Origin of the sequence: Moorena sp. SIO4G3, from assembly GCF_010692305.1 — a bacterium.
GTDB lineage: Bacteria > Cyanobacteriota > Cyanobacteriia > Cyanobacteriales > Coleofasciculaceae > Moorena > Moorena producens_A.
Genome location: NZ_JAAHIG010000026.1, coordinates 1 through 24,925, shown reverse-complemented (window position 1 = coordinate 24,925; position 24,925 = coordinate 1). Strand labels below are relative to the sequence as shown.

Genomic DNA, 24,925 nt, shown 5'->3' with positions numbered 1-24,925 from the left:
TGTAGAGAGCAGTTCAGTCTTAACCGACTCAGTCATCCCCGCTACGGGGACAATCTGAGTTGATATTTTCTTTGTTGCTCTTACTGTTTTGGGCTTGGGCATTGTCAGGTCTGAATCTTATATTCTATATATACTCTAGCGCTAGCTAAATGTCCATGTCGGATTTGTACCGATAAATCCCGATTTATCCCAACTTTAAAGGGTCTAATTGCGAGGCATTAGCATCAAAGGTTTTACAACGACCGTCTGGGGCAAGCATCCGCGCTTTTGAGAAGTTGATGCTTAGGGTTGGTGCCAGCAGTAAGTTCACACCGCCCACTAAAGCTAGGTCAGATTCCCTGTTACGCAAGCTATGGATAGCCAGATGGGTGGCGACGAGGGAAGAAGAACAGGCTGTATCCACTACCATGCTTGCACCTTTCAATCCCAGACTATAGGACAAGCGTCCTGCTGCTGGACTTAAAAGGGTACCTGTACCCAGGTTAGCATCAATTTGCGATCGCGCTTGTGACAAACGCATCCCATAATCAAAAGTACTAATTGCCACAAACACACCCGTTGCTGTGCCAAATAGCTTTTCTGATGACTGACCACCATTTTCTAAAGCTTCAAAACTTGTTTCTAGTAGTAGCCGTTGCTGTGGGTCAAGGGACATGGCTTCCCTAGGTGAGATGCCAAAGAAGTGAGCGTCAAATTTATCAACTTCCGACAAAAAGCCACCATAACGACTATACATCTTTCCCGGAGCGTCGGGATCGGGATCGTAACACTCATCAATCTGCCAACGGTTAGCAGGGACTTCCTGAATTGCATCCACCCCATTGGAGAGCAGATTCCAAAAAGACTCTGGGTCTTTTGCACCGGGAAAACGACAACTCATGCCAATAATGGCAATCGGTTCTGTTTTTGCTTGTTGAACAGCCTCTAGTTTGGAACTCGCTTCCTCTAGAGCTTGGAGCAACTGCACTGTGGTTGGTTTGGCGGGAGTTTGAACCATGTTAAATATTTCCTAATAATCTGTTTAATTTTTCGTACTTGCTGGCTAGTAAAATATCTGCTTCCTCTTCCGAAAGTTCCTCAAATACTTGACTAGATGTTGTTGTTTCCTCATCGGCGGTCTGGGCACTTGTATCTTCTAGAATGAGGACCTCTTGCAACAGGTAATTCACCAATGCCTCTAAAGTGGGATAGTCAAATAGCAGAGTTGAGCGCAAGGAATGTTCAGTACTTTTTTCCAGATTGTTTCTCAATTCCACCGCCATTAGGGAGTCAAGTCCTAAGTTAAACAAAGACTGACGCGCTTCAATCCTCGTGCTTGGATTCAAGCCAATTATTTTTCTGATGGCCGAACGAACATGCTCCATTAAGATGGTGCGTCGCTCATGAGCTAGAGTCGCTTTTAGTTGCTCAAGTAAGGCTGGTTGTTCTTGAGAAGATTTAACAATATTTGTCTGGAAATTCTCCCAGAATGGCCAATTTTCTGGCATTCGTTCTAAGAATGTTGACCAGTTCATCGGCAAAACACCTACTTGAGGGCTATCTCCGTGTTTTACTAAGTAGTCTAATGCTGGCAAACCTTGTTGAGGACTAATAATACCCCAACCTTGAGCTTTCAAGCGACTAGAAAGTTTTGCTGCCATTCCTACCTCGCCCCAAGGTCCCCAATTGATACTTAAACTAGGTAATCCTTGCGCTCTTCGATAATTAGCTAAGCCATCAAGGAAGGCATTAGCTGCTGCATAATTACTTTGACCTGCATTACCCAACAAAGAAGCAGCGGAGGAATAACAGACAAAAAAGTCCAAGGGTAAATCTTGAGTCAAAAGATGTAAATTCCAAGCTCCTTGCACTTTCGATGCCATAACGGTATGGAAGCGCGTCGGTGTTTGTTCCCTTAACAAACCATCAGCTAAAACACCTGCGGTATGGATGATACCAGCTAAATTAGGACATTGGGTCAAGATTTTTTTCACATCTTCTTGATGAGAAATATCAGCTTGAACGACTGAGACTTTAGCACCTGAGCGCTCTAGTTGTTTAATAGCCTCCTTTGCTGCTGGTTTGACACTGCTTCGCCCGGTGAGGACTATATGTTTAGCACCTTGTTCCACCAGCCACTGAGCCACCTGCAATCCTAATGCGCCCAATCCTCCTGCAATCAGATAACTGCTGTCTTGGCGGACTAAGCAATTTTCTGGATTTTGAAAACTTAACACTACCTTACCAATGTGCTTGGCTTGCTGCATATAGCGGAAAGCATTGACATATTCGGTGATGGAGAAAGCTTTAAGGGGTAAGGGCTTGAGTTTACCTTCCTTGAATAAGTTCATCAGTTCCAACAACATGGTAGAAATTTTCGCCCCATCCATCTCCCCTAAATCAAAGGGGAAATAAGCCGCATCAGGACGCAAAGCTTGCAATTTCTGCTCATCCCAAATGCCAAGTTTACCGATTTCTACAAAACGCCCTCCTTGGGCAAGCACATCAAAACTTTTATCAATAAACTGACCAGCTAGACTATTGAGGACAACATTCACACCTTTGCCATCGGTGTCAGCCATAATTTGCTCAGCAAACTCAAGGGTACGTGAGTTGTAGATATGCTTAATGCCCACCGACTTTAAGAAATCCCACTTGGGTGGGCTAGCTGTCGCAAATACCTCTGCTCCTTTCAGCTTTGCCAATTGAACTGCTGCTTGACCAACACCTCCCGCCGCATTGTGAATTAATACGCGGTCTGTGGAACCAATTTGGGCACACTTCAACAGACCGTAATAGGCGGTCAAAAAATTAACCGGAACTGTTGCTGCTTCTTCAAAACTGAGTTCCGGTGGTTTGGGAACAACCAATGTTGCTTTAGCCTTAACCACACTTGCCAAACTACCTGATGCGTAGGCAATCACAGCATCACCCACTTGGAAATCAGAGACTTGTTTGCCCACACGCTCAATTGTGCCTGCACATTCAAAGCCGAACAATATATCCTTTGCTGAATTAGCAATCCCTAAAGATTCCTCGATGTCGCGCATCATGCCTAAGGCACGCAGCACATCTCTAAAATTAAGTCCACTCGCCCTAACTTTTATTTCTACTTCATCTGGTGCCAAGGAAGAGGAAGCCAAGGGAACTAATGCTAAATTGTCAAGGGTACCGTAACTGTTCAACTTCAACGTTACGGGAGCGTTAGCTAGTGTTTGTACAGGTTGGGAATAATCCAGCCTAGCCCCATAGCGAACCCCATCGCGATAGGCAATTTGGTTTTCCTGATCGGGAGTAAGTAATTCCTGGAGCAAAGACTTAGCGGTTTCATTGTCGAGGCGATCAGCGCTTAAGTCTAAACAGGTGGTTGCAAATTCTGGGTGTTCCAGAGAAAGGGTTTTACCTAATCCCCACATAGGGGTTTGCCAGATATTCACAATATCATCCTTGAATACTGACTGTGCTCCCTGGGTGACTAACCACAATCGGGGAGAGATATTAGCTGAAATTAAAGCTTGAACTAGATGTAATACTTGCTCGCAACTAGAATCACAGGAGTCCTTTTCGTCAAGCCCCCAAAGGTACACTACCTCTTGATAAGATCCCTTCCCTAACAATTGCTGCCAGTCGGCTGGGTTTGTCCAGTTAAGAGAATCTTGACCTGGCTTCAATTTATGATCAGTTTTATCAGTATAGACTAAGTGCGATCGCTGTTCGTGTATACTCAGCAACTCTGCCAAATTTTCCCCTAGACCAGTGCGGTCTGCTAAAATTAGCCAATCGCCCTGTTTAACTGACTTTAGGGTTCCTACTGTTTTCTTAACTTCTTTCCAAGCCAGTTGGCAAAGCCAATCTTTCCAGAGTTCTTTCTGCTGTAATGATTGAGATCGAGCCTTTTTCAGTTGCAAACCTATGGCTTCAGCATAAACTTTGCCTTCTTTACCCACCAACTGCAAGTCTGCTTTCAGGGTTTCTTGACCAGGTTGACCATGAAGTTTAACGTAACTGAAAACCTCTCGATCTGGATCTTCCCAAAAGGTGAAATGGGGATAGGCAACAGGTAAATAAGTATCTGAAGAGTCGGTAGGCAAAGCTGCTAAAATCACTTGGAAACATCCATCCAAGAGAGCTGGATGCCAATGATAGGGATGATTGAGAAGATGTTTAGCTAGATTAATTTGTCCAAGGGCTTCTCCCTCAGAACACCACAAGCGCCGTAAATTTTGGAAGTTGCTCTCATAGACAAATTCTTGAGTAGCGACTTGCTGATAGAAAGCTTTGATATCCTGATGTTGTGGCAGACGAGTTTTAATGGTGGTTAAATCTGTGTTTAATTCTGAAGTTGGTTGCTCTTTGCCTTTACTAATCTTTCCTGCTGCGTAGCGCGTCCAAGTAGGCTCTTCATCGATAAAAACTAAACCAAAAATTTGCCACGAATAGCCTTCCCCATCGGAGGTCAAAACCAGTTGCACTGTTTGGATTTCTTCCAGTTTGAGGGCTTTTTCAATGGCTACCTCTTTAAAGGTTATCGACGGAGTCTCCAACAGTTGATTCCCTGCTGCCAAAACCATCTCTAAGTAGGCGCTAGCAGGCATAATCGCTTGACCAAAAGCACGATGGTCTAACAAGTAAGGTGACATACTCCCACACGCTCATCAAAGATTACAGTGTGGGCTTCTTACCAACACCAGGTATCCCTTCGGTTACTCGGTAAGCTTTACTTGTGACGGGATGCCCCACCGCCAAATTCAATATATTGATCGCCGCATTTACATCTCTGTCAGCTACATAACCACAATGAGGACAAGAGTGGATGCGGTCTTTTAGTTCGTCTAAATGTTCTTGGAGTAATTGCTTCAATTCGCGCTTCTTGATTCATAGCGGTTATGGGCAGATTGTGGTATTTCTAATAACCCTATCCTGCTCTTCATTTCAAGCTTTTTGTCCTGTACTTAGATGCTACGCATCAGGATGTGGGGCTTCTTTTACCGGCCAGCTAAATCGTTGTGAGCAAGGTAAGCTTCAAACTGGACTTCTCCTGGTTTGAGTACGGATGAATAGATTCGCTCTTGTAGTAACGGATGGGCAGAGATTTTACTGCTCTTTCTAGCAACTCTTTCCTGCTGTACTTCCACCCAACAGCGCTCTCTTTGAAAAGGATAAGTGGGTAATACTACTTTGCGATGGTGCTCACTTGAGAAAAACCCTTGCCAATTAATCTTGAGACCGCGAACGTACAATTGCGCTAGACTTTCTACCAAAGTCGAAGATTCTGCGTCAGTGCGGATACTAGGTAGCCATGTGTAATGTTCTGTTTCATCAAGTAGGCAATTCGCTCCCATGCCTAAAAGAATGGGTTTAGCTCCAATTTCTACAAAGCATTTTATCCCCATTTTTTGCAGGGTATTCATACCATCGGCAAATCTCACGGGCTGACGAATATGGTTCACCCAATGATTGGCAGTTGTTACATCATCTGTGACTTGTTCCCCTGTAAGATTTGAGATGAGGGGGATTTGGGGTGAACAATAGGTGACCTCCGCCGCAACTTGAGCAAAGGGCTTTAACACTGGCTCCATCAGGGGGGAATGGAAAGCGTGGGAAACTGTTAATTCGCGGGTTTTAATTTCCTTGGCTTGCAGTTCAGTAACAATGGCATCGATGGATGGGCTATCACCTGAGATAACTATGCTCTGGGGTCCATTCACCGCAGCTATAGAAACTTTTGTCCCATATGGTGCGATTGCAGAGTTGATTAGTTCTTCACTCGCCATGACGCTAACCATTTTGCCATGGGCTTCCTGTGGTAATTTCCCGATCAGTTTTCCGCGAGTTGCGATTAGCTTTAAACCATCTTCTAAGCTGAACACTCCCGCTACGCATGCTGCCACATACTCACCCACACTATGTCCCATTACCACATCAGGGATAATTCCCCAGGATTTCCACAACTCTGCCAGAGCATATTCAAAGGCAAATATAGCAGGTTGGGTATAGGCTGTGAGATTGATGATGTCTTCTGGTTCGTTGGGATAAAGGATTGACAACAAAGGTCGATCTAAATAGGAGTGCAGTATTTCATCACATTGCTGCAACACTCGACGAAAAGTAGGTTGGGTCTCATAAAGTTCCCGCCCCATATCAACGTATTGTGACCCTTGTCCAGTGAATAAGAAAGCAATCTTAGGCACTGAACCGTAAGTATCACCTTGGATCGGACCTGTAATTTTCTCACCTTTGACCAAACTATCAAGCTGTTGCCTAATCTCTGCTTTCGAGTTGGCAATCATCGCTAATCGATGGGAAAAATGGGAACGTCCAGTGGCAGCACTATAGCAAATATCCCCTAAAGAATACTCTGTTGTGTCTAAGAAAGTTAAATAATTCTGTGTGAGTGCATTGAGAGCTTTTTCGCTCTTAGCAGATAAAGTAAGTAAATGGTATTTAGGTTCAATTAGCTCAGTAGAAAGCTCAACTTGCGACGGTTTGGGGGGGGCTTCCAAAATTACATGGGCATTAGTTCCACTCATACCAAAACAACTTACCCCTGCCAGTTTTGGTTCATTTTCTGCCCAAGGCATCAGCTCAGTTGGTACGGTAACGGCTAATTTATGCCAAGGAATGCGTCGATTGGGTTTATCAAAATGTAAATTGGGGGGGATATGGTTATGTTGGAGCGAAAGGACAGTTTTGATTAAACCAGCTACACCAGAAGCTGCTCCTAAGTGCCCCATATTGGTCTTCATCGACCCAATTACCAATGGGTTTTGACGATTTTGCCCTAATACTTTTGCCAAGGCTTTGACTTCAATAGGATCCCCTAAAGGTGTTCCGGTTCCATGGGTTTCAACGTATTGAACTTGCTGAGGCTCGATTTGAGCGTTTTCTACAGCTTGGCGTAGCATTGATTCCTGGGCAGCAATCGCAGGGGTTGTGAGGGTTAAACTGTAGCCATCGTGATTGATTGCTGAACTTCTGATGGTTGCCAAGATCGGATCGCGATCGCGAAGAGCATCCCTGAGACGTTTCAAAATGATCATCCCACAACCCTCTCCCTGTACGAATCCATCTACTGAGTCCGAGAAGGTTTTGCAGCGACCATCTTTGGCTAAGACATTCATTTGACAGAAGCCAACGGTTAGTTTAGGAGAGAGTAGCAGACTAACACCACCAGCGATAGCCAGATTACTCTCACGATTCTGCAAGGATTGACAAGCCAAATGAACCGATACTAAACCGGAAGAACAAGCTGTATCAACCTGTAGTGTAGGGCCATGCAAATCTAACACATAGGCAATTCGCCCTGCTGATAGACTCCGCAAATTGCTCAAGGTGGGGTAAGCATTGAGGTCACTCGGATTCACCATATAAAAGCGTTCTGCTGAGTAATCATCCCAGTGAATACCTACAAATACACCTGTTTGGCTACCCGCTAAGGAGGTGGGTGCAATTCCTGCATGTTCAAGAGCTTCCCAGCTTACTTCTAAAAGTAAACGCTGTTGGGGATCTAAGCTAGCTGCTTCCCGGGATGCCATGCGGAAAAATTCGGCATCAAACTCTTCTATTTCCTCTGGTTCAAGGAAAGCCGCAGAACGCACATAAAACTTGCCTGCTGTAGGATTGGGGTCATAATATCTCTCTAGATCCCAACGAGAAGAGGGAATATCTTTGACTGCATTGACACCATTACTTAATAGTTGCCAAAAAGCCTCTGGGGAATCAGCCTTACCTGGAAAACGACATCCCATCCCAATGATGGCGATGGGCTCCTGGTGACAATTTTCTCTAAGGTCAGAGTCATGGTTGAGGTAAGCTGTTTTGTTCATAATTGAATTTCTTGATAAGGGTAAGGGCATCCCAAATTAGGATGGAAAGGACGGGTCACAATACTTATCCCTTTATACTGATGACGCTAATTCACGGAGTACATAGGCTTTGATATGGTCAATTGTTTCAAAGTTTTGTAAAACGAATTCTTCAGGTTCCCAAAAAATTCCTACTTCTTCTTCCACAAAACGAACCAACCGAAAGATATCCATTGAGTCTATGACCCGTTGCTCAATAATCTTTAAGTCGTTAGTTAGAACCAAGTCAGGCTGGTCATAAGCCAACTCTTGAGTGATGAATTCTTTGAGCATTTGTTCGAGCTTTTCTTCTGTCATTGTCTGATTTTCTATCATGTGATTACTGCTCCTGAGATAATTTAACTTTGTCTATTTTACCAGTTGAAGTTTTAGGCAAGGTATTAAGGAACTCGAACGAATCGGGAACCATATATTTGGGGAGCCGCTCTGCACAAAAAGATTTTAAAGTCTGTCTGGAGACATCCCTCACTCCTACAGATTCCTCTCCACTACTGGTTACCACCACAGCCTTGATCCGGTTACCAATTTCATTGTCGGGGATGGGAATAACTGCAACTTCATCCACAGCAGGATGGCTGTACAAAACGCTCTCTATTTCACCTAATTCAATGCGGTAGCCGCGACTCTTAATCATGTGATCGCGACGACCTAAAAAGATATAATTACCGTCTGGAGCTTGTTTAACCAAGTCCCCCGTATGGTAGATCATTTCAGACCCTAACCAATGATGTAAGGTAAAGGGAGAAAGCACTTTGGCACTTTTTTCGGGCAAATTCCAGTAACCTGTCATCAATCCAGGTCCACGGACACAAAGCTCACCAATCTCACCTTTCGCAACCAATTCATTACTTTCACTCAAGACAAAAACTTCGGTATTAGCACAGGCTTTACCAATGGGAAGGGATTCAGTGATTTCAACATCTAGTGATGGAACTTGGTAGTAGGTACAGACATTCGTCTCAGTTGGACCAAAGAGATTGTAATAACCAGCCTGGGGAATATACTCCATCAACTGACGCAAATATTTGATGGGGAAAACTTCTCCTGCAAACAAAATAGTTCTCAGGGCGGGGAAGCTATGTTTTTCTAAGCGACCATACAATACCAAACTGGTAAGAATAGAGGGTACTGAATACCAGATTGAAATCTTCTCTGCAGCAATGAATTTAGCTAGATTAATAGGAAAGACCGATAAAGCCGGTGAGAGTAGAATAACTGTGGCTCCTGCTTTGATTGTTGTAAAAATATCAAAGATGGAAAGATCGAAATGAAATGGCGCATGACTGGAAACCCGATCTTCCCCAGTGACCTGAAATGTCTCATACGCCCAATTCACAAAGGTGAGAGATGCGCGATGGCTAATCATTACCCCTTTTGGGGTTCCGGTGGAGCCAGAGGTGTAGAGGATATAACCCAGATCGTTTTCCACCAGATTTGGCTCCGGTGGTGGACTAGAAGGAGCTTGCAAAACCTCTGACCATTTAATTGTTTTCCCCAACCATTGCATGGCTTGCTCTTCATTATCTACAAGGATCGCACTGTTGATACTCTGTAACTCTTCTAGGGAATTGTTTCCTAAACTATTTATCTTTTTCTGAGTTGAAATTAGTGTCTTGATCTGGCAGTTGCTAATAATAAAGGCAATCCGTTTGATGGGTGCATGGGGATCTAAAGGTACATAGGTAGCACCAACTTTCAGTATGCCAAAGATAGCAATTACAGCTTCAATTGACTTATCAAGGTAAATACCAATTCGGTCTCCCCTTTCTACCCCTACATACTTCAAGGTATTTGCCAATTGGTTACTAATCTCATCTAATTGACGATAGGTGATGGTGCGCTCTTGTTGCTGCACAGCAACACAATTACTATGGGTTTGAGCACTGCTGATTAGTAGATGATGGAGTAAATATGACATAGTAGTGCTCTTTTACAACCCTAAGAATTTGCCTATCACTACTCGCTGAATTTCAGAGGTACCGGAGTAGAACTTACTACCAATAGCATCCCGCAGCTCTCGTTCTAACTCTGTATTGGTTAAATAGCCGTATGCACCATGAACCTCGATAGCTTCGAGAGCTGACTTAACCCAAGCTTCACTAATGTACAGGTTAGCTATAGAAGCTTCCATTAGAGCCATTTTCTGATGCTCTTTCATCCAAGCTACCTTATACAAGTGGGCTTTGGCGCTCTCCAATCGCAATTTCATATCCACTAACTTATTGGCAACTAATTGGAATTTCCCAATTGCTTGACCAAACTGCTTGTGGGTTCTAGCGTAACGAATAGACTGCTCCAATAACCGTTCCATAGTTCCCACAGCAGAGGCGAGAATAAATCCCCGCTCCCACTCCATACTGTGGTTGAATATGGCTAAGCCCGCCCCTTCCTTACCTAATCGATGACTGGCTGATACTTCACAATTTTCTAACTTCAATTCCGCTACTTGAGCGGTACGTACTCCCATCGTAGACGTAGTCTTTTGGACAACCAGACCAGGGGTATCTTTTTCGATTATGAAAGCTGTCAACCCTTCTTTCCCAAGAGACGGATCTACATTAGCAAAAATGATGAACAGGTCTGCAACGGTTCCATTGGTCACATAATGTTTATGCCCGTAGAGAATGTATTTATCTCCATCTTTTTGAGCCGTGGTTTTGAGACTATAGATATCAGACCCTGCTTGTGGTTCGCTGGCTGCGTGGGATGCAATCCACCCCTCTCGACACAGTAAAGGGAGATACTTTTCCTTTTGTTCTTCACTCCCAAAGGTCAGGAGAGGCATTTCCCCAGCCCAGATATGGGCATTCATCGCAAAAATCAATCCATTATCTTTGCAGCCATATCCTAATCCTTTTGACACTCCCCGGTCTAAAGACGCGGGGATTCTTGCTTCAACGACTCAACTTACTCAACCTGGTCGGAACCAAGAAGAATAGAGGCCGAATCTCCGCAAGCGTTCGGGTCGATGACCCAAGTTCCGACATGCCCTGTCGTACTCAAAGCTCTTTCTAAAATGTTTATCGCAGCATTATGATCGCGGTCTAATTGGCAACCACATTTACAGATATGAGTCCTGGTTGACAAAGACTTTTTTACGACCTCGCCACAACTGGAACAATTCTGGCTAGTGTAGGCAGGGTTTACTGCAACAGTGACCCTGCAAAACTTAGTTCCAAAATGTTCTAACCATTTTCTAAATTGATACCAACCTGCATCATTAATAGACTTAGCAAGACAATGATTTTTTACCAAATTTATTACCCTCAGGTCTTCGTAGGCGACCAGATCGTTAGATTCGGCGTAGCCGACGCTGCGCGAACGGATTACGCAACATGCGAGTCTCTATTAAACTAAGCCAGGGGGTTGCCCCGCGTCTGACTCGTCTCCAAAACCGTACGTGATAGTTTCCCATCATACGGCTCCTCATAATAGGGTTCCTTGTCATGTGGCACCTCTTTCAAAATGGGTNTTGAGGGTTGGTTTTTCACCAACATGGAATTCAAGTTATCAAGGTATGTCCTTGTGGTTAATCCCCCGTTACCGGTTTCTAACCAACGAATCGCACTCGCATGTTCTTCACGCTGCCTACTTATTTTGAGGTGTGTCCTGCCTAGCTTATTAATAGCTTTTCGACGGTTAGCAGAGCCTTTCTTTTTTCGAGAAACCCGACGTTGATAAAACTTTAGACGTTTTTCACCTTTTCTATAAAATCTAGGATTAGGTTCAGTCTTACCTTCGGAATCAGTATAGAAGTCTTTCAGTCCTACATCCAGCCCGACAGTGTTCCCAGTTGGTTTCAACTCTTCGTTGATATCAACTGAAACACAAAACTGGATGTAGTACCCATCAGCCCGACGAACTATCCTAACCCTTTTGATTTGCTTCTTGTCGAAGCGCCACAAGTCCCATGTACCCTTAAGCTTGAGTTTTCCAATACCCTTCTTGTCACTAAAGGTGATCAACTTTTTATCGGGGGATAACTTCCAGCCTGACTGCTTGTACTCAACCGAGCGGCAGTTTTTCTGGAATTTTGGAAAGCCTTTTTTGCCTGGTACTTTTTTCTGGAAATTTTCGTAGAAACGGGTGATCGATGACCATGCTCTTTCAGCCGCAGCTTGACGAGCAGTTGAGTTCAATTCATTAGCAAAGGGGAACTGTTTAGCTAAAACCTTGCAATATTTGCTGAGGTCATACTTTCCCGTTCCCTTGTTGTCAATCCACAAGCGGATGCAGCTATTGCGGATAAATTTCACCGTTCGAATAGCCTCATTAATAGCCTGATATTGGTGCTTTTTGCCATATGCTTTGAACTCAACTATTATCACCAGCTTCGACCTCAACTGCTTACATTTTATTATACAACATCCAGCGACAAATTACGGATTTTACCAAAATATTTTTCTCACGGCGGCTTTAGCCGCTGCGTTCACGAAGTGTCGCCTACGGCGAGCCTTCATCCCCGCTCGCTTTGTGACGGGGTTTTCGGCTTAGGGGGATTTATGTAAAGCACAAGCAATAGTGAGGATATCCAGTTCCTGTCCACCATAACGACAAGGGATAGGCCACCCGTGAATACCAAACTCGCAGCACTTTTGCCACCCATCACGATTAAATATTTCCTCTTTGTCCTGTTTGATCAGATCAGAGGTCAATGACTGTTGGGCAAATCGAATGACCTTTTTTTTAAATGCAATTTGTTGACTGTTCCAAGCAAAATCCATTAAATCTTATACAATCTTAATTAATTTATCGGTTGTATTGTATCAAAATGTTAATTTGATTTTATGTGAATTTGATTTTCTTACCTTGGTAGTATATAGCTGGAATTCATTTGATATGACGCTAATTTTATGATTATTTTAGTTTTATCAATTTTGATATTGCAGTAGCCATCCTACCATAGAGCTGAGCTTAATAATATAAAAAAAACCTTATAATAACCAGGGTAAGCGCAAGAAAAAAAGATTCGAAATAAGCATCTAGGCTGAAGTTAAACTGTTCATTTGTACTACTTTACTAGTGAAAGGCTCATTTGCTGTTTGACTCGGTGGTGCGTTACGGGGTGGGCTATTTCAATGGTGGCGAAGAGGTAGAAAATCAGGGCGAGCCCACCCCTAACGCACCCTACGCAAAATTTACAAAAGTGAGATACACCCTTTCGCTACTCTAAAACGTTCAGCTATTTTTATAATAGAAATATCCTCGTTATTATGAATAATTTTTTTTCTAAAGTCCAATGAATAAGGCTTCATCACCAATCTTCATGTTTTTGATGTTTTCACTATAAGTGTACCTCACAAGTCGTAGAATTGCTATAAATATCTTTATTTTCAGGGATACTTGAAGGCTCTATCCCAACTACAGCAAGAGTTAGAGCTGTATTGTCATCCTTAAAGGTAAAGTTCAAAACTATACCTGCTTGTGTTGAAAAAATTACGCACTCACCAACGCCACATTTTGAAAAAATTTTGCAGTTTTTAGTGTTTGAAGCAGTAAAAAAGTTACTGAAAAACTAATCGTTACAATATATACCCTGTATCCTTTTTAGCCGTTTAGTAGCGTTTAACAAAAAATCCTAATTTTGCAGGAAGTAGCCAGTTCCTGCAAAATTAGGAAATTAAACTTTTTGCCTAGCTATTTATTTAATAAATTCATATTACCCGATAGACCCATGTTTGAAAATAGATAGGCACTTGATCCACATGTTCTGCTTGATATTTATCTCCCAGCTCTGTTAATTTCCAATTTTCTTGTGCTTCTAAATTTGCCATTTTGTCTTTAAAATCGCTGCTTTCGTAGAAATCGGGGCGTAGGGTAAAAATAATGTATCCTCCCGGTTTAGTAACACGAATCAATTCATCAAAAGAATGGCTCGGAGCATGTCCGTAAGTAAATACCCCACAAGCAGTAACGGCGTCAAAAGTAGCACTGGGAAAATCTAAAGGTTCACCCAATACCATAAGGCGCAATTCAGTGTAGATATTTTTCCTTTGTGCCTCAGTAAGCATCCCTTCAGACATATCGATTCCTACTAGGTTGTGAAAGCCTTCCTGTTGCAGCCATTGACCGACTACACCCGTACCTGCTCCCACATCTAAAATTTGAGCATTTCTAGGGACGTACTTAATTGTTAAATCGACAATAGGTTCGCGGTTAAGACGACCAAAAGTTTCATTTAAATCTTGTTCGTAATCCTTGGCCCATTGGTTATAGCGATCGCTGAGTTCGTGATTATTTTTTGAACTATAGACCCACTGAACTTTATTTGACACATTCATGATTGTTATCAACCCTTACTAAAATGAAACATTTAATAACTAGACTGCACTCCAGATCTATGGGTATTTAAGATAGATAATCCTTCAATGGCAGGATGTTGGAGATATTTCAAATTTAGAAGTGACCTCAAATAATCCCATTCAACGGCAGCAGTTTCAAGATATCGAAATCCTGTACTAGGATCGAAAGATTTTCGTCCATGAAGCATCCGTGAGTTGTTAAACAGCAAACAATCTCCAGCCTGGATTCGGAAGTTGTATTGGTACTTTTGACTTCTCACATAGCCCATAAAAACTGACAAAGCCTCGTAAAAGCGCTGAATCTGATCAAATGGCAAGTTGATATTCATATTTTTGTATGAGTAGTAAATGCTAACTACCTCATCCTGGCGATTTAACTGAATGATAGGCTTCTTGCTCCGCATTAAGTAAGACCCGCAATCAAAGTAATGCCAATAATCCACCAGTATCTCCGTCAAGGCTGAGAAATGCTCTGGCTCTTCTCGACGCAGATCCTCTGCCATCTTAAAACCATCAATCAGGATAGATTCACCTCCACTGGTTGTATTATCAACACAATAAAGTGCCCCAACAATTGGAGATGCATCGCACGAAACTATGTCATTGTGGGGTATTAACTCATTAGATGAAGAACCCAAGTCTGAGCAAGCATACTCCGATGATGGACGAACAGATTTAAGTATTGAGAACTTACCATCCCTGGCATACTCACGGATTGGTCCAATTAGTGTAAGGAATGATTCAAGAGCCTCGTGAGGTACATTTTTAATTAGGGTAAATCCAAGGACATAAAGCTGATTCATCCATGTTTCTGGATTGCAGTTGCTGAAATCATGCTGTTGTGGAGGATGTGCTTTCAACCAATCACTATTCCACAAAATATACTCTGGCTCAAAGTTAGGATTAGGTTCAGGGTCATAGGCATGGTTTAGTAGCCATGAAATTGGAAATACACTTTGGTGGGGGGGTCTTCTTGCCAATCAATAACTAGGTTTTCACCTTTGAGTGTGGCAGATAGTGGTTTAGGCAAATCAGTACAGGCGCTAATGTCATAAATTTTTTGCCCAGACCAAGGATCGCAACACTGGGGACATAAACAATGATGACGCAACCAAATGTAATGGAAACGCTTGTTTTCAAGCACCAAAAAACTGTCTTGAAGATTAATGCTAGAGGGAGTGCTACTAAGCATATTAGGTATTATTAAATACTATCATACAACGGTTTGCAATTCAGTCAGATACAAATTCTTGAGGTGCGATCCGTGGCGAATTTAATTCTTAATGCGGAATATGCATCCAGTTAGTGTATAGCTTTGAGCGTTTGAGATATGAACTGCAACAAGGGTTGTCTATCTTCATTTAGATAGAAGTGTCCTCCTGGAAATGTCTGAACTGAAAATGAGGAATGGGTATACTCACGCCAAGTAATAAGACGATCATAACTAGCTTCCTCATCATCAATACTACCCAGAGCAACAATGGGACAATTCAGAGTCTCTACTTGTTCCTGGCTATAGGTTTGGGCTAACGTCATGTCTGCTCGCAAAACTGGTAAGAACAAGCCCATGAGTTCTTCTTCTTTGAGGACAGCATCTGGAATATTAGGGTAAATATTAGTTAATGTCTCAATGAATTCAGCATCTGGTAATGAATAAAAGGGTGGATATAACTCGGGGGTATTAGGCGATTGACGACCTGATACAAATAAATACGCTGGATTGACATTTTTTGCTTGCAGTTTTATGGCTAGTTCATAAGCAATAAGTGAACCCATACTATGACCGAAAATAGCAAATGGCTTATCTACATATTGCAGTAAGACATCCACTAATTTATCTGTTAGAATTTCAAGACTTGAGATTGCTTTTTCCCTAATGCGACTTTCTCTTCCAGGTAGCTCAATGGGACAAACTTCTACATTTAACGGCAATTCTTGATGCCAGAGGCGAAAAATCGATGCCCCACCCCCTGCATAGGGTAGGCAAAATAGGCGTAAATCGGCGTTTGGATTGGGCTGAGAGCATTTAATCCAAAGATTAGGAATCTCTAGGACAGGTTTAACCTTAACAGTTTCAACTAGCGTTCCAGTTTTTTGGGATGGTTGGTGTTGATTCACATCGATCCAGTAGCGTTCTCGTTGCCAAGGATAGGTGGGCAAACTTACTGGAGTATACTCAGAATCACGATGAACACCCTCCCAATCAATCCATATACCCTGAACATATAATTGCCCCAAAGCCTGTAATACCCCTTCCCAATCACTTTTGCCCTGCTGGAGTGTCGGTAGCCAGGTGCCATAGCCCAGGGGTAAATACTGTTGTCCCATGCCCAGCAAAATAGGTTTTGGTCCTATCTCCATAAATATATCTACCCCTTGGCTATGGAGGGTTTCTATGGCTGTGGCAAATTGCACTGGCTTGAGCATCTGATCAACCCAATAGTCTGGGTTAGTTGGTAAAGTGCTTTCTTGAGAACCAGTGACATTCGAGATAAAGTTGAGTATAGGTTGATGAAAAGTTACCTCTTGCACCAGGTTACGAAAATCCTCCAGCATTGGTTTCGTAAACGCTGCATGGGTAACAACATCCCTGTTTTGAAGTGTCTGTGCTATTGGTTTTGCGGATGCTGCAGTGGATGCCATTTCTCCGTTAGTGGGCAGTTGCTGCATCAAGCGTCCTCTAGCAACCATGAGTTTCAAGCCGTCTTCTAGGGAGAAAACCCCAGCTACACAAGCTGCTACATATTCCCCTACACTATCGCCTATGACAATGTTTGGTTCAATGCCCCAAGATTTCCACATCTCGGCTAGTGCGTACTCTACAGCAAACAAGGCGGTTTGGTTATAGGCGGTCTGCTCCAACAGAGAACTGTCATCGGTATAGTAGAGTAGTTCCAGTAGCGATCGCTCCTGATTACCAATTGTCTCTAAAATCTCCTGACAACGTTCTAGGGCTTGACGAAATGTCGGTTGTGCTTCATATAATTCCCGCCCCATACCTAGATACTGGGAACCTTGACCAGTGAACAGAAACGCAATTTGAGGTTGACTTTCTCTCTTGCTACCCTGCAACAGATGGGAGTTTTCCATCCCTGCTTGATGGGCTAATAACTGTTCCCGTGCCTGAGCTACTGAGTTGGCTATCACCACCAAACGTTCCTGGAAATGGGTGCGACAATTATTGGTAGTAAAACATGTCTGTGCCCAGTCTAGGTTAGGATGAGTGGCGAAATATTCTGCATAGTTGTGAACCATTTGCTCAAGAGCAGGTTTAGTTTTGGCGCTGAGGGTAAGGAGATGGAGAGGTGGTTGGGCGGTTTGCTCTTTACTTAATGGTGCAACTGCTGGTGCTTCTGAAAGGATCGCATGTATATTGATACCACTAAACCCAAAAGAACTGAGTCCAGCAATCCTAGGTTTATCAGTTGCTGACCAAGGAGTCTGTTCAGTTGTCACTTTTAGTGGCATCTCATCCCAACTTACATAGGGCGTAGGTTCTTTGAAGTGCAAATGAGGGGGAATTAACTCATTTTGTAAGGAAAGAACGATTTTAATCAAACCTGCGACACCAGATGCGCCTTCCAAGTGACCGATATTAGTTTTCGCCGAACCCAAGAGCAGAGGTTCTTCTCGTTTGCGAAAAACGCTACCCAAGGCATTGGCTTCAATTGAGTCTCCCCAAGATGTACCTGTACCATGGGCTTCAATATAATTGACTTGCTTTGGTTTAATACCAGCATTGGCGAGTGCTCTGCGAATTACCGCTTGTTGAGAAGACCCGCTAGGTACGGTTAAACCGCTGGTGCGTCCATCCTGTCCATGAGCAGTTCCTCTAATTAAAGCCAGAATTTTGTCCCCATCAGATTGGGCATCGGATAGCCTTTTGAGAACAATCATGCCACACCCTTCGCCACGGGCATAACCATTGGCACTCGCATCAAAGGTTTTACAACGACCATCTGGAGATAACATCCCGGACTTACAAAGATTAATCCAGTATTCGGGTGAGCCGTATCGCTGGACACCTCCTGCTAGGGCTAGATTACAGTCTCCCTGTCGCAAGCTGTTAACCGCCAAGTGAATAGCTGCTAATGAAGATGCACAGCCCGTATCAACCGCTAGACAAGGTCCTGTAAAATCGAAGAAGTAGGAAAGGCGACCTGCTGCTGGGCTGTAGGCATTCCCCGAGCCGACATAGAGATCTGTTGCTGTAGGATCTTGTTTAGCAAGTTGCCAAGCATAATCATTGGCACATATGCCAACAAAAACACCGGTTTGACTACCAGCCAGTTGTTCTGGTACCAGTGAGGCATTTTCAAACGCTTCCCAGGCAACTTCCATCACCAGCCGATGTTGAGGATCTAGACTGGCAGCTTCATCTGGTGAAATCCCGAAAAAATTGGCATCAAAATCTGCGGGAGATTGGTTGAGAAACGCGGCACGATTTATGTATATCTTACCAGGCTTACCAGGCTCTGGATCGTAGTATGGATCTAGATAGGAATGATGTCCTTCCGGGGCTTCTCCCATGTCATCTACGCCATTGACAAGTAAGTCCCAAAATTGCTCAGGATTATCGGCTGAACCTAAGCGACACCCCATCCCCACAATGGCAATCGGCTCACGTTCTTTCTGCTTTAATCGCTCAATTTCGGCTTGTAAATTAGCTATTTTTTGTGACGCTACCTTCATTAACTGAACATAGCGTTGTTCATTTTTTTCACTCATTTTATTAGCTCACTAAATACCTGATAGTGTGTTATTCTTAAATGCTTAAAGCCATTGAACATCGACACCAGGATTTTTAGGTCTGGGACCAACGAAAAATTCCTTGACTAATTTACTCTTGTGGATAAGCTTTGGGTTACCTGTAGCTGTCGTAATTTCCTGCAACCACTTATAAGTCAGTGATGAGCTAACTTGTTTGCTAAAGTGCAACTTACCTAAGACAGCTACTATCTCTTTAAAATTGTATTCATTAATAATGCTGCTCAGACTGTAGATCCCACTGATGTCTGCTTCAGTGAGAGGTTCGCGATCAATTGAAATTGTTTCCTTTCCCAGCATCGTCACGGATTTATCTTTGAATAAAGCATCGACAGGAACGCCAGGAGGGAAAGCTACAACTAAATGAAAACGTGACTCTGGGGAAAAATTTGCAGCACTGTGAACAGCATAGCCATTGTGAAACCAAATTTCTCCTGGTCCCAGATGGTAGACATGTTTTCCACAAGAATTGAAGCAGCCATTGCTAGTTTTGAGGGGTATATGTAGCCTCACGAAATTAGTCTTAAAATCTTCTTGATTGTCTAGAGCATCTCGATGAGGAAAAAGAAAGCTACCACTTTTCATTTCAAAAATGTCAGCTACCTTAAGAAACTCCAGACAAAATATATCTGTTACCAATGAAGTAAGGTAAGCAAGTTTATCGCCAATCTCTGTTATTTTAGGGGAACCTTCGTAAGAGTAATACCGTCCATCTTGAGCATTACCCTGGCTATTTAACAAGGGAAATTTTTGCCAACAACCAACCTGATAACCGCTGTAGCCAGTACAAATTGGAAAGGTTTTGAGAAGATCAAGCTCTTTCTCCACTAGATTAAAGTCTATCCTTTTCTTCAGGCAACCAATTTGCTGCGTTTGCATTGGCCTTATTCTCCAATATTAAAATGACAACGACAAAAAATAGATACTAAGTAGTTGGACAAAAGTCTTGGGTGCTGTATAAAGTTTTGTAAATATCGGCTAAAGCTTTTGGGGTAATGGTTACAAGGATTTTACAGTTTTTGAGACAGTACCGTTTATTTATGTCCGACTACTTATTTGCTCCAACTAATTTAATCAACCCATTGCACACCTAATTGTGCTGCAAATTGTTTAGCAATTTCTTCGGCGTCATCACTGTCTCCTAGGGGTTGGAATGTGGATACTGTTGTGTCTGTAGGGAAGGACTGTTCAGAGGCAAATATCTCGTCTTCATCCTCCTCTTCTTCTATAAACTCTGCCATCAGATAATCCACCAATTTTTTAACCGTGGGATAGTCAAAAGTGAGTGTGGCGGGTAAACGACAGCCCAAGCTATTTTGCAAATTGTTTCTCAACTCTACTGATGTCAGAGAACTCATCCCTAAATCGAAAAATCCTTCCTTAACAGAAAATGCCTTCTTTTTCTGGTAGCCCAAGACTTTAGATACTTGAGATTGGATATGAGTTACTAAAAGTTCATAGCGCTGCTCTTTTTCAGCCGCTTTGATTTGTTCCAAGATACTAACTGAGGTTTGCTCTGGCGCTTGCTTTTGGTCAGTAGTTTTCTGGAGGTAAGTGAAGAAAGTACTTTCAACAGGATACTTTGACCAATCAATGGGCATCGCACCAACTTGAGGTACTTTGCTGTTCAACAACTTGGCAAATAGATACATTCCTTGATTAGGCGAGATCATACCAAAACCGATGGCATCCCAACGACTTTGCAGATTAGCATCCAATCGAGTTGCCATCCCAGAAGTAGACCAAGCTCCCCAGTTAATACTAACAGCAGGTAATCCCAATCCCTGTCGGTGATGACACAATGCATCCATAAAACCATTAGCGGCAGCATAATTTCCTTGACCTATTGTGCCTAGAACCGAGGTCATAGAGGAAAAGCAGACAAAAAAGTCCAATGGCATTTCTTTGGTCAGTTGGTGTAAGTTCCAAGCACCTTGAACCTTGGGAGCCATTACTTTGGCAAAGCGTTTCTGGGTTTGGTCTCTGAGCATTCCATCATCTAAAACACCTGCGACATGAACTACCCCTCGTAAAGGAATGTCAGTTTCGGCTATTAGTGTCGTGACGCTATCGGCTTGGGAAATATCAGCTTTAATAATTTTCACCAACGCCCCTTTCTCTTCTAACTGCCTAACTCCTGCTTGTGCTTCTTTTGATACTGCTCCTTTTCGTCCCACTAACAGCAGGTGACGTGCACCTTGTTCCACCAAGTAATTTGCCACTTGCAGCCCCAATGCACCTAAGCCACCCGTGATTAAATAACGGCCTGATGAATTAATTTCTGCTGGTTGAGCAATATTTTTAGCGTCAGCACGTTTTAATCGAGGAACATAACGCTCTCCATCCCGAAAAGCGACTTGCTCTTCTGGTTCTGGGAAGAGGATTTCTTCGAGCAGCATTTCGATTTCATTCACTTGGTGCGAATTCAAATCTATGCAGACAGTTTCTAATTCGGGATGTTCTAAAACCATTACACGGGCTAAGCCCAACAATGGTGCTTGTTGCAGTTGTAAGTTTGTTTTTGTAACTGCTTGGGTATTGCGAGTTACTACCCATAAACGAGGTATTGTTCTCTTGCTGTGCTGGGAAGAAACTTTCGTTAATGCTTGAGTCAAATGCAACATTCCAGTACATAAACCCATTGCTGTAGTGGGAACATCTGACACCTCAGGCTTGCCATCAAGTCCCCACATATAAACTATGCCACGGTAAACGGACTGCTGCTCCTGGTTTACTATTGCGGCAATGAGCCTCTGGAAATCCTCTGGTTCAGTAGGGTTAATTTGATAGTGACCGCCATTTAAGGTAGCAAAAGATGACCCTTGGGAAACAAAGATACAGCGATTACCTTGCTGGTTGAGGAGTTCAGCTAAGGCACTGCTTTCTTTTCCCCCATCGCTAAAGATTAGCCAACTACCTGCTTTAGACCTTTTATTATTCTTGGAGATACGGGGCTTTGCTTCCCAAGCAATTGTGTATAACCAATCGTCAGTTTGATTGGCAAATAGAGCAGTTTCATTGGCACGGCTAACCTGTAGGTTAAGCAAATCCGCCACTGCTATTCCGTTCTCATCTACTAAATGTAAATCAAAAGAGGACAGTACACCGGGGCTGGGCTTACTTGACGGATGAACATGACACCAAACACTTGTGCTGGGCTGACGGAAAAAATTTAGACGCTCTAAGCCAACTAAGAAATAAGTTTTTGTCTCGCTATCAGGACTATCCCCAAGAGCAGCTGCCAAAAGCTGCAAGCAACCATCTAACAGGAGTGGATGTAAGCTGTCATTTGTATTCAGCTCTATTGTCTCAGGTAATTTAATTTTACCGAGAACTTCTACAGATTCACCTTGAGAACACCACAACTCCTCAATTGTTTGGAAGTTTGACCGATACTCTACTCCCACGTCGCGGAACTTTTGGTAATAATTCTCGATTTCAATCTCTTGGTTAATTTTGTGCTTCAGTTCAGCTAAATCTAGCGAATTTGTTGCCGCTGGAGAAACTCCAGCTAAAATCAACCCTGATAAATGGCGAGTCCAGGTTTCATTCTCATCCACAGGTTGTGAGTTTTTGAGGCTGAAAATCTCAAAATCATACCCTGATTTATTTGGTGTTACCACTAATTGAACCGAGGTTGTGTTTGTGGCATCCAAAACTAGTGGCTGTTCCATCAATAGGTCACTCACCACTAAGGGTGGGTGATTATCCACCTTTCCTGAGGCAAAGATTTGCGCCCCTGCAGCTAAGACAATCTCAACGTAAGCTGCGGTGGGGAAAATAACTTTCTCGTAGATACGATGGTCAGTTAAATAGGTAGGGAAATTAGGGCTAAGTTGACTTTCAAATACAATTTGCTGCTTCAGGGCTGCACTGCGAACACGCTGTCCTAATAGCGGAGGTCGGTTTTTCTGTGAACCAGATTTCTGGAGAAGATTTCTTGGTTCTTCTTCAATCCAGTAGCGTTCTCGCTGCCAAGGATAAGTGGGTAAGCTAACTGGACTGTAAGTAGAGTTACTATGGAAACCCTCCCAATCGAGCCTCACCCCCTGGACATATAATTGCCCCAAAGCCTTCAGTACCTCTTGCCAATCACTTTGTCCTTGCTGGAGCGTCGGTAACCACATGCCATAGTCCATGGGTAAACAATGGCGTCCCATTCCCAGGAGAACTGGATTTGGTCCGATCTCCACAAATATCTCTAGCCCTTGGCGATGTAAGGTATCCATCGCTGCAGCAAACCTAACTGGTTTCATTACATGGTCGAGCCAATATTGGGTATATGTAGGTAACAGCCGCTCCTCACAACCTGAAACATTGGAGATAAAGTTAAGTTTGGGTTGGTGGAAACTAACCTCTTGCACCACCTTGCCAAAATCAGCTAGCATCGACTGCATCATAGCTGAATGGAAGGCATGGGAAACCTGCAAGGGCTTATGCTTAATTCCCTGATGTTCTAGCTTTTGTACTACCTGACTTACTGCTTCTTGCTGCCCGGAAATCACCACACTCTCGGGTCCATTAATAGCAGCAATACCAACTAAGCTGTTACCGACAAGTGCTTCTTCCACTTGTTCAACCGATGCCAACAGAGAAACCATCTGTCCATTAGTAGGCAGTTGTTGCATCAAGCGTCCTCTAGCTGCCATCAGTTTCAAGCCGTCTTCTAAGGAAAAAATCCCAGCCACACAAGCTGCAACGTATTCCCCTACACTATGACCCATAACTGCGGTGGGTTCGACTCCCCATGATAGCCACATCTGAGCTAGGGCATACTCTAGGGCAAATAGCACAGGCTGGGTATAAACGGTCTGCTCCAGCAAGGAATGGTCATCACTTTGGTAGAGGATGTCTAGGAGCAAATGCCCTTCGTCTCCCATAGGACCCAAAATTTCCTGACAACGGTTTAGGGTTTGACGAAATATCGGTTGGGTTTCGTATAGTTCTCGCCCCATACCGAGATATTGGGAACCTTGTCCAGTGAAGAGAAATGCAATCTGGGGTTGGTATTCATCCTTACTACCTCGCAACACGTGATGATGTTCGACCCCCACTTGATACCCTAACAACTGTTCCTGTAACTGTGCCACTGAGTCAGCTACCACTGCCAAACGTTCGGGGAAATGGGTACGACGGGTATTCGTGGTAAAACAAATATCAGCTAAGTCTAGGCTAGGATGAGTAGCTAAATGCTCTGTATAGTTGTGAAGCATTTCCTCAAGAGCAGGTTTAGTTTTGGCGCTGAGGGTGAGCAGATGGAGGGGTAGTTGGGCAGTTTGCTCTTTGCTTTTTAGTTCAACTGCTGGTGCTTCGGCAAGAATGACATGGGCATTAGTGCCACTAAAACCAAAGGAACTAACTCCAGCAAACCTTTGTTGATTGACTCTTGACCACTGCCTTAATTCCCTAGGCACTTGGAGCGGTAGTTGCTCCCAATCAATGTAAGGGTTAGGTTGCTCAAAGTGCAGGTGAGGTGGAATCTGTTTATGTTGCAGTGAGAGAACAACTTTGATTAAACTGGCTATACCCGCTGCTGCTTCTGGGTGTCCGATATTGGTTTTAACGGAGCCTATAATCAAGGGTTCTTCCCTCTTACCAAAAACGCTACCCAAAGCATTGGCTTCAATGGGGTCTCCTAAAGAAGTGCCTGTACCATGGGCTTCGATATAGCTAACTTCATTCGGCTTGACCCCTGCATTTTTCAGTGCTTGACGAATTACTGCTTCCTGGGAAGGTCCACTGGGTACTGTTAAACCACCACTCGCCCCATCCTGATTGATGGCAGAACCTCGAATTAAGGCTAAAATGTTGTCCCCATCCTCTATAGCTTGACTGAGGCGCTTCAAAACCACAACGCCACAACCTTCACTACGTACATACCCGTTGGGATACTCTTGAACCGTCATTAATCGGTACAAAACCGGATAATACGGTCAAGGTGCATTCTATTGTTGTCCGAGTGAGGAGTGGTCATACAGCAATTGGAGTTGAGCCTTCCGGAGACGAAACCTT

At 43.4% G+C, this 24,925-nt stretch carries 12 protein-coding genes and 3 pseudogenes; all 15 read right to left on the bottom strand.

Features of this window, described 5'->3' with window-relative positions; genetic code table 11:
* Positions 1-184: 184 nt before the first annotated feature.
* On the bottom strand, positions 185-997 hold the full coding sequence (locus F6J99_RS07545; protein ID WP_293112393.1) for a polyketide synthase: 813 nt from the start codon (positions 995-997) through the stop codon (positions 185-187).
* A gap of 1 nt (position 998) precedes the next feature.
* Positions 999-4,619 carry an SDR family NAD(P)-dependent oxidoreductase gene (locus F6J99_RS07540; protein WP_293112392.1) on the bottom strand — a complete coding sequence of 1,207 codons (3,621 nt, stop codon included), beginning with the start codon at positions 4,617-4,619 and terminating at the stop codon, positions 999-1,001.
* Between the two features lie 22 nt (positions 4,620-4,641).
* A pseudogene (locus tag F6J99_RS07535) lies at positions 4,642-4,809 on the bottom strand (zinc ribbon domain-containing protein); the annotation flags it as partial.
* Positions 4,810-4,964: 155 nt separating this feature from the next.
* Positions 4,965-7,805 (bottom strand): type I polyketide synthase, encoded by a 2,841-nt coding sequence (locus tag F6J99_RS07530; protein ID WP_293112390.1) that lies wholly within the window; start codon positions 7,803-7,805, stop codon positions 4,965-4,967.
* A gap of 72 nt (positions 7,806-7,877) precedes the next feature.
* The gene (locus F6J99_RS07525) at positions 7,878-8,159 is read right to left on the bottom strand and encodes an acyl carrier protein (protein ID WP_229424095.1); all 282 of its coding nucleotides are present in this window, start codon (positions 8,157-8,159) and stop codon (positions 7,878-7,880) included.
* Between the two features lie 4 nt (positions 8,160-8,163).
* Positions 8,164-9,762: an amino acid adenylation domain-containing protein gene (locus F6J99_RS07520; RefSeq protein WP_293112389.1), complete on the bottom strand. Its 1,599-nt coding sequence runs from the start codon at positions 9,760-9,762 to the stop codon at positions 8,164-8,166.
* Positions 9,763-9,774: 12 nt separating this feature from the next.
* Positions 9,775-10,707, bottom strand: a complete 933-nt coding sequence (locus tag F6J99_RS07515) for an acyl-CoA dehydrogenase family protein (RefSeq protein ID WP_293112388.1) — start codon at positions 10,705-10,707, stop codon at positions 9,775-9,777.
* Positions 10,708-10,751: 44 nt separating this feature from the next.
* Positions 10,752-11,141: pseudogene (locus tag F6J99_RS07510) on the bottom strand (transposase); the annotation flags it as partial.
* A gap of 272 nt (positions 11,142-11,413) precedes the next feature.
* A pseudogene (locus F6J99_RS07505) lies at positions 11,414-12,172 on the bottom strand (transposase); the annotation flags it as partial.
* Positions 12,173-12,334: 162 nt separating this feature from the next.
* Complete coding sequence (locus F6J99_RS07500) at positions 12,335-12,568, bottom strand: acyl-CoA dehydrogenase family protein (RefSeq protein ID WP_293112387.1); 234 nt, start codon at positions 12,566-12,568, stop codon at positions 12,335-12,337.
* Between the two features lie 930 nt (positions 12,569-13,498).
* Positions 13,499-14,125: a class I SAM-dependent methyltransferase gene (locus tag F6J99_RS07495; protein WP_293112386.1), complete on the bottom strand. Its 627-nt coding sequence runs from the start codon at positions 14,123-14,125 to the stop codon at positions 13,499-13,501.
* Positions 14,126-14,157: 32 nt separating this feature from the next.
* Complete coding sequence (locus F6J99_RS07490) at positions 14,158-15,126, bottom strand: TauD/TfdA family dioxygenase (RefSeq protein WP_293112385.1); 969 nt, start codon at positions 15,124-15,126, stop codon at positions 14,158-14,160.
* Positions 15,127-15,448: 322 nt separating this feature from the next.
* Entirely contained in the window at positions 15,449-18,874 is a 3,426-nt protein-coding gene (locus tag F6J99_RS07485) for an alpha/beta fold hydrolase (RefSeq protein ID WP_293112384.1), read from the bottom strand.
* Positions 18,875-18,919: 45 nt separating this feature from the next.
* Complete coding sequence (locus tag F6J99_RS07480; RefSeq protein WP_293112383.1) at positions 18,920-19,792, bottom strand: aspartyl/asparaginyl beta-hydroxylase domain-containing protein; 873 nt, start codon at positions 19,790-19,792, stop codon at positions 18,920-18,922.
* 191 nt (positions 19,793-19,983) lie between these two features.
* Positions 19,984-24,831 (bottom strand): type I polyketide synthase, encoded by a 4,848-nt coding sequence (locus F6J99_RS07475; RefSeq protein ID WP_293112382.1) that lies wholly within the window; start codon positions 24,829-24,831, stop codon positions 19,984-19,986.
* Between the last annotated feature and the right edge of the window lie 94 nt (positions 24,832-24,925).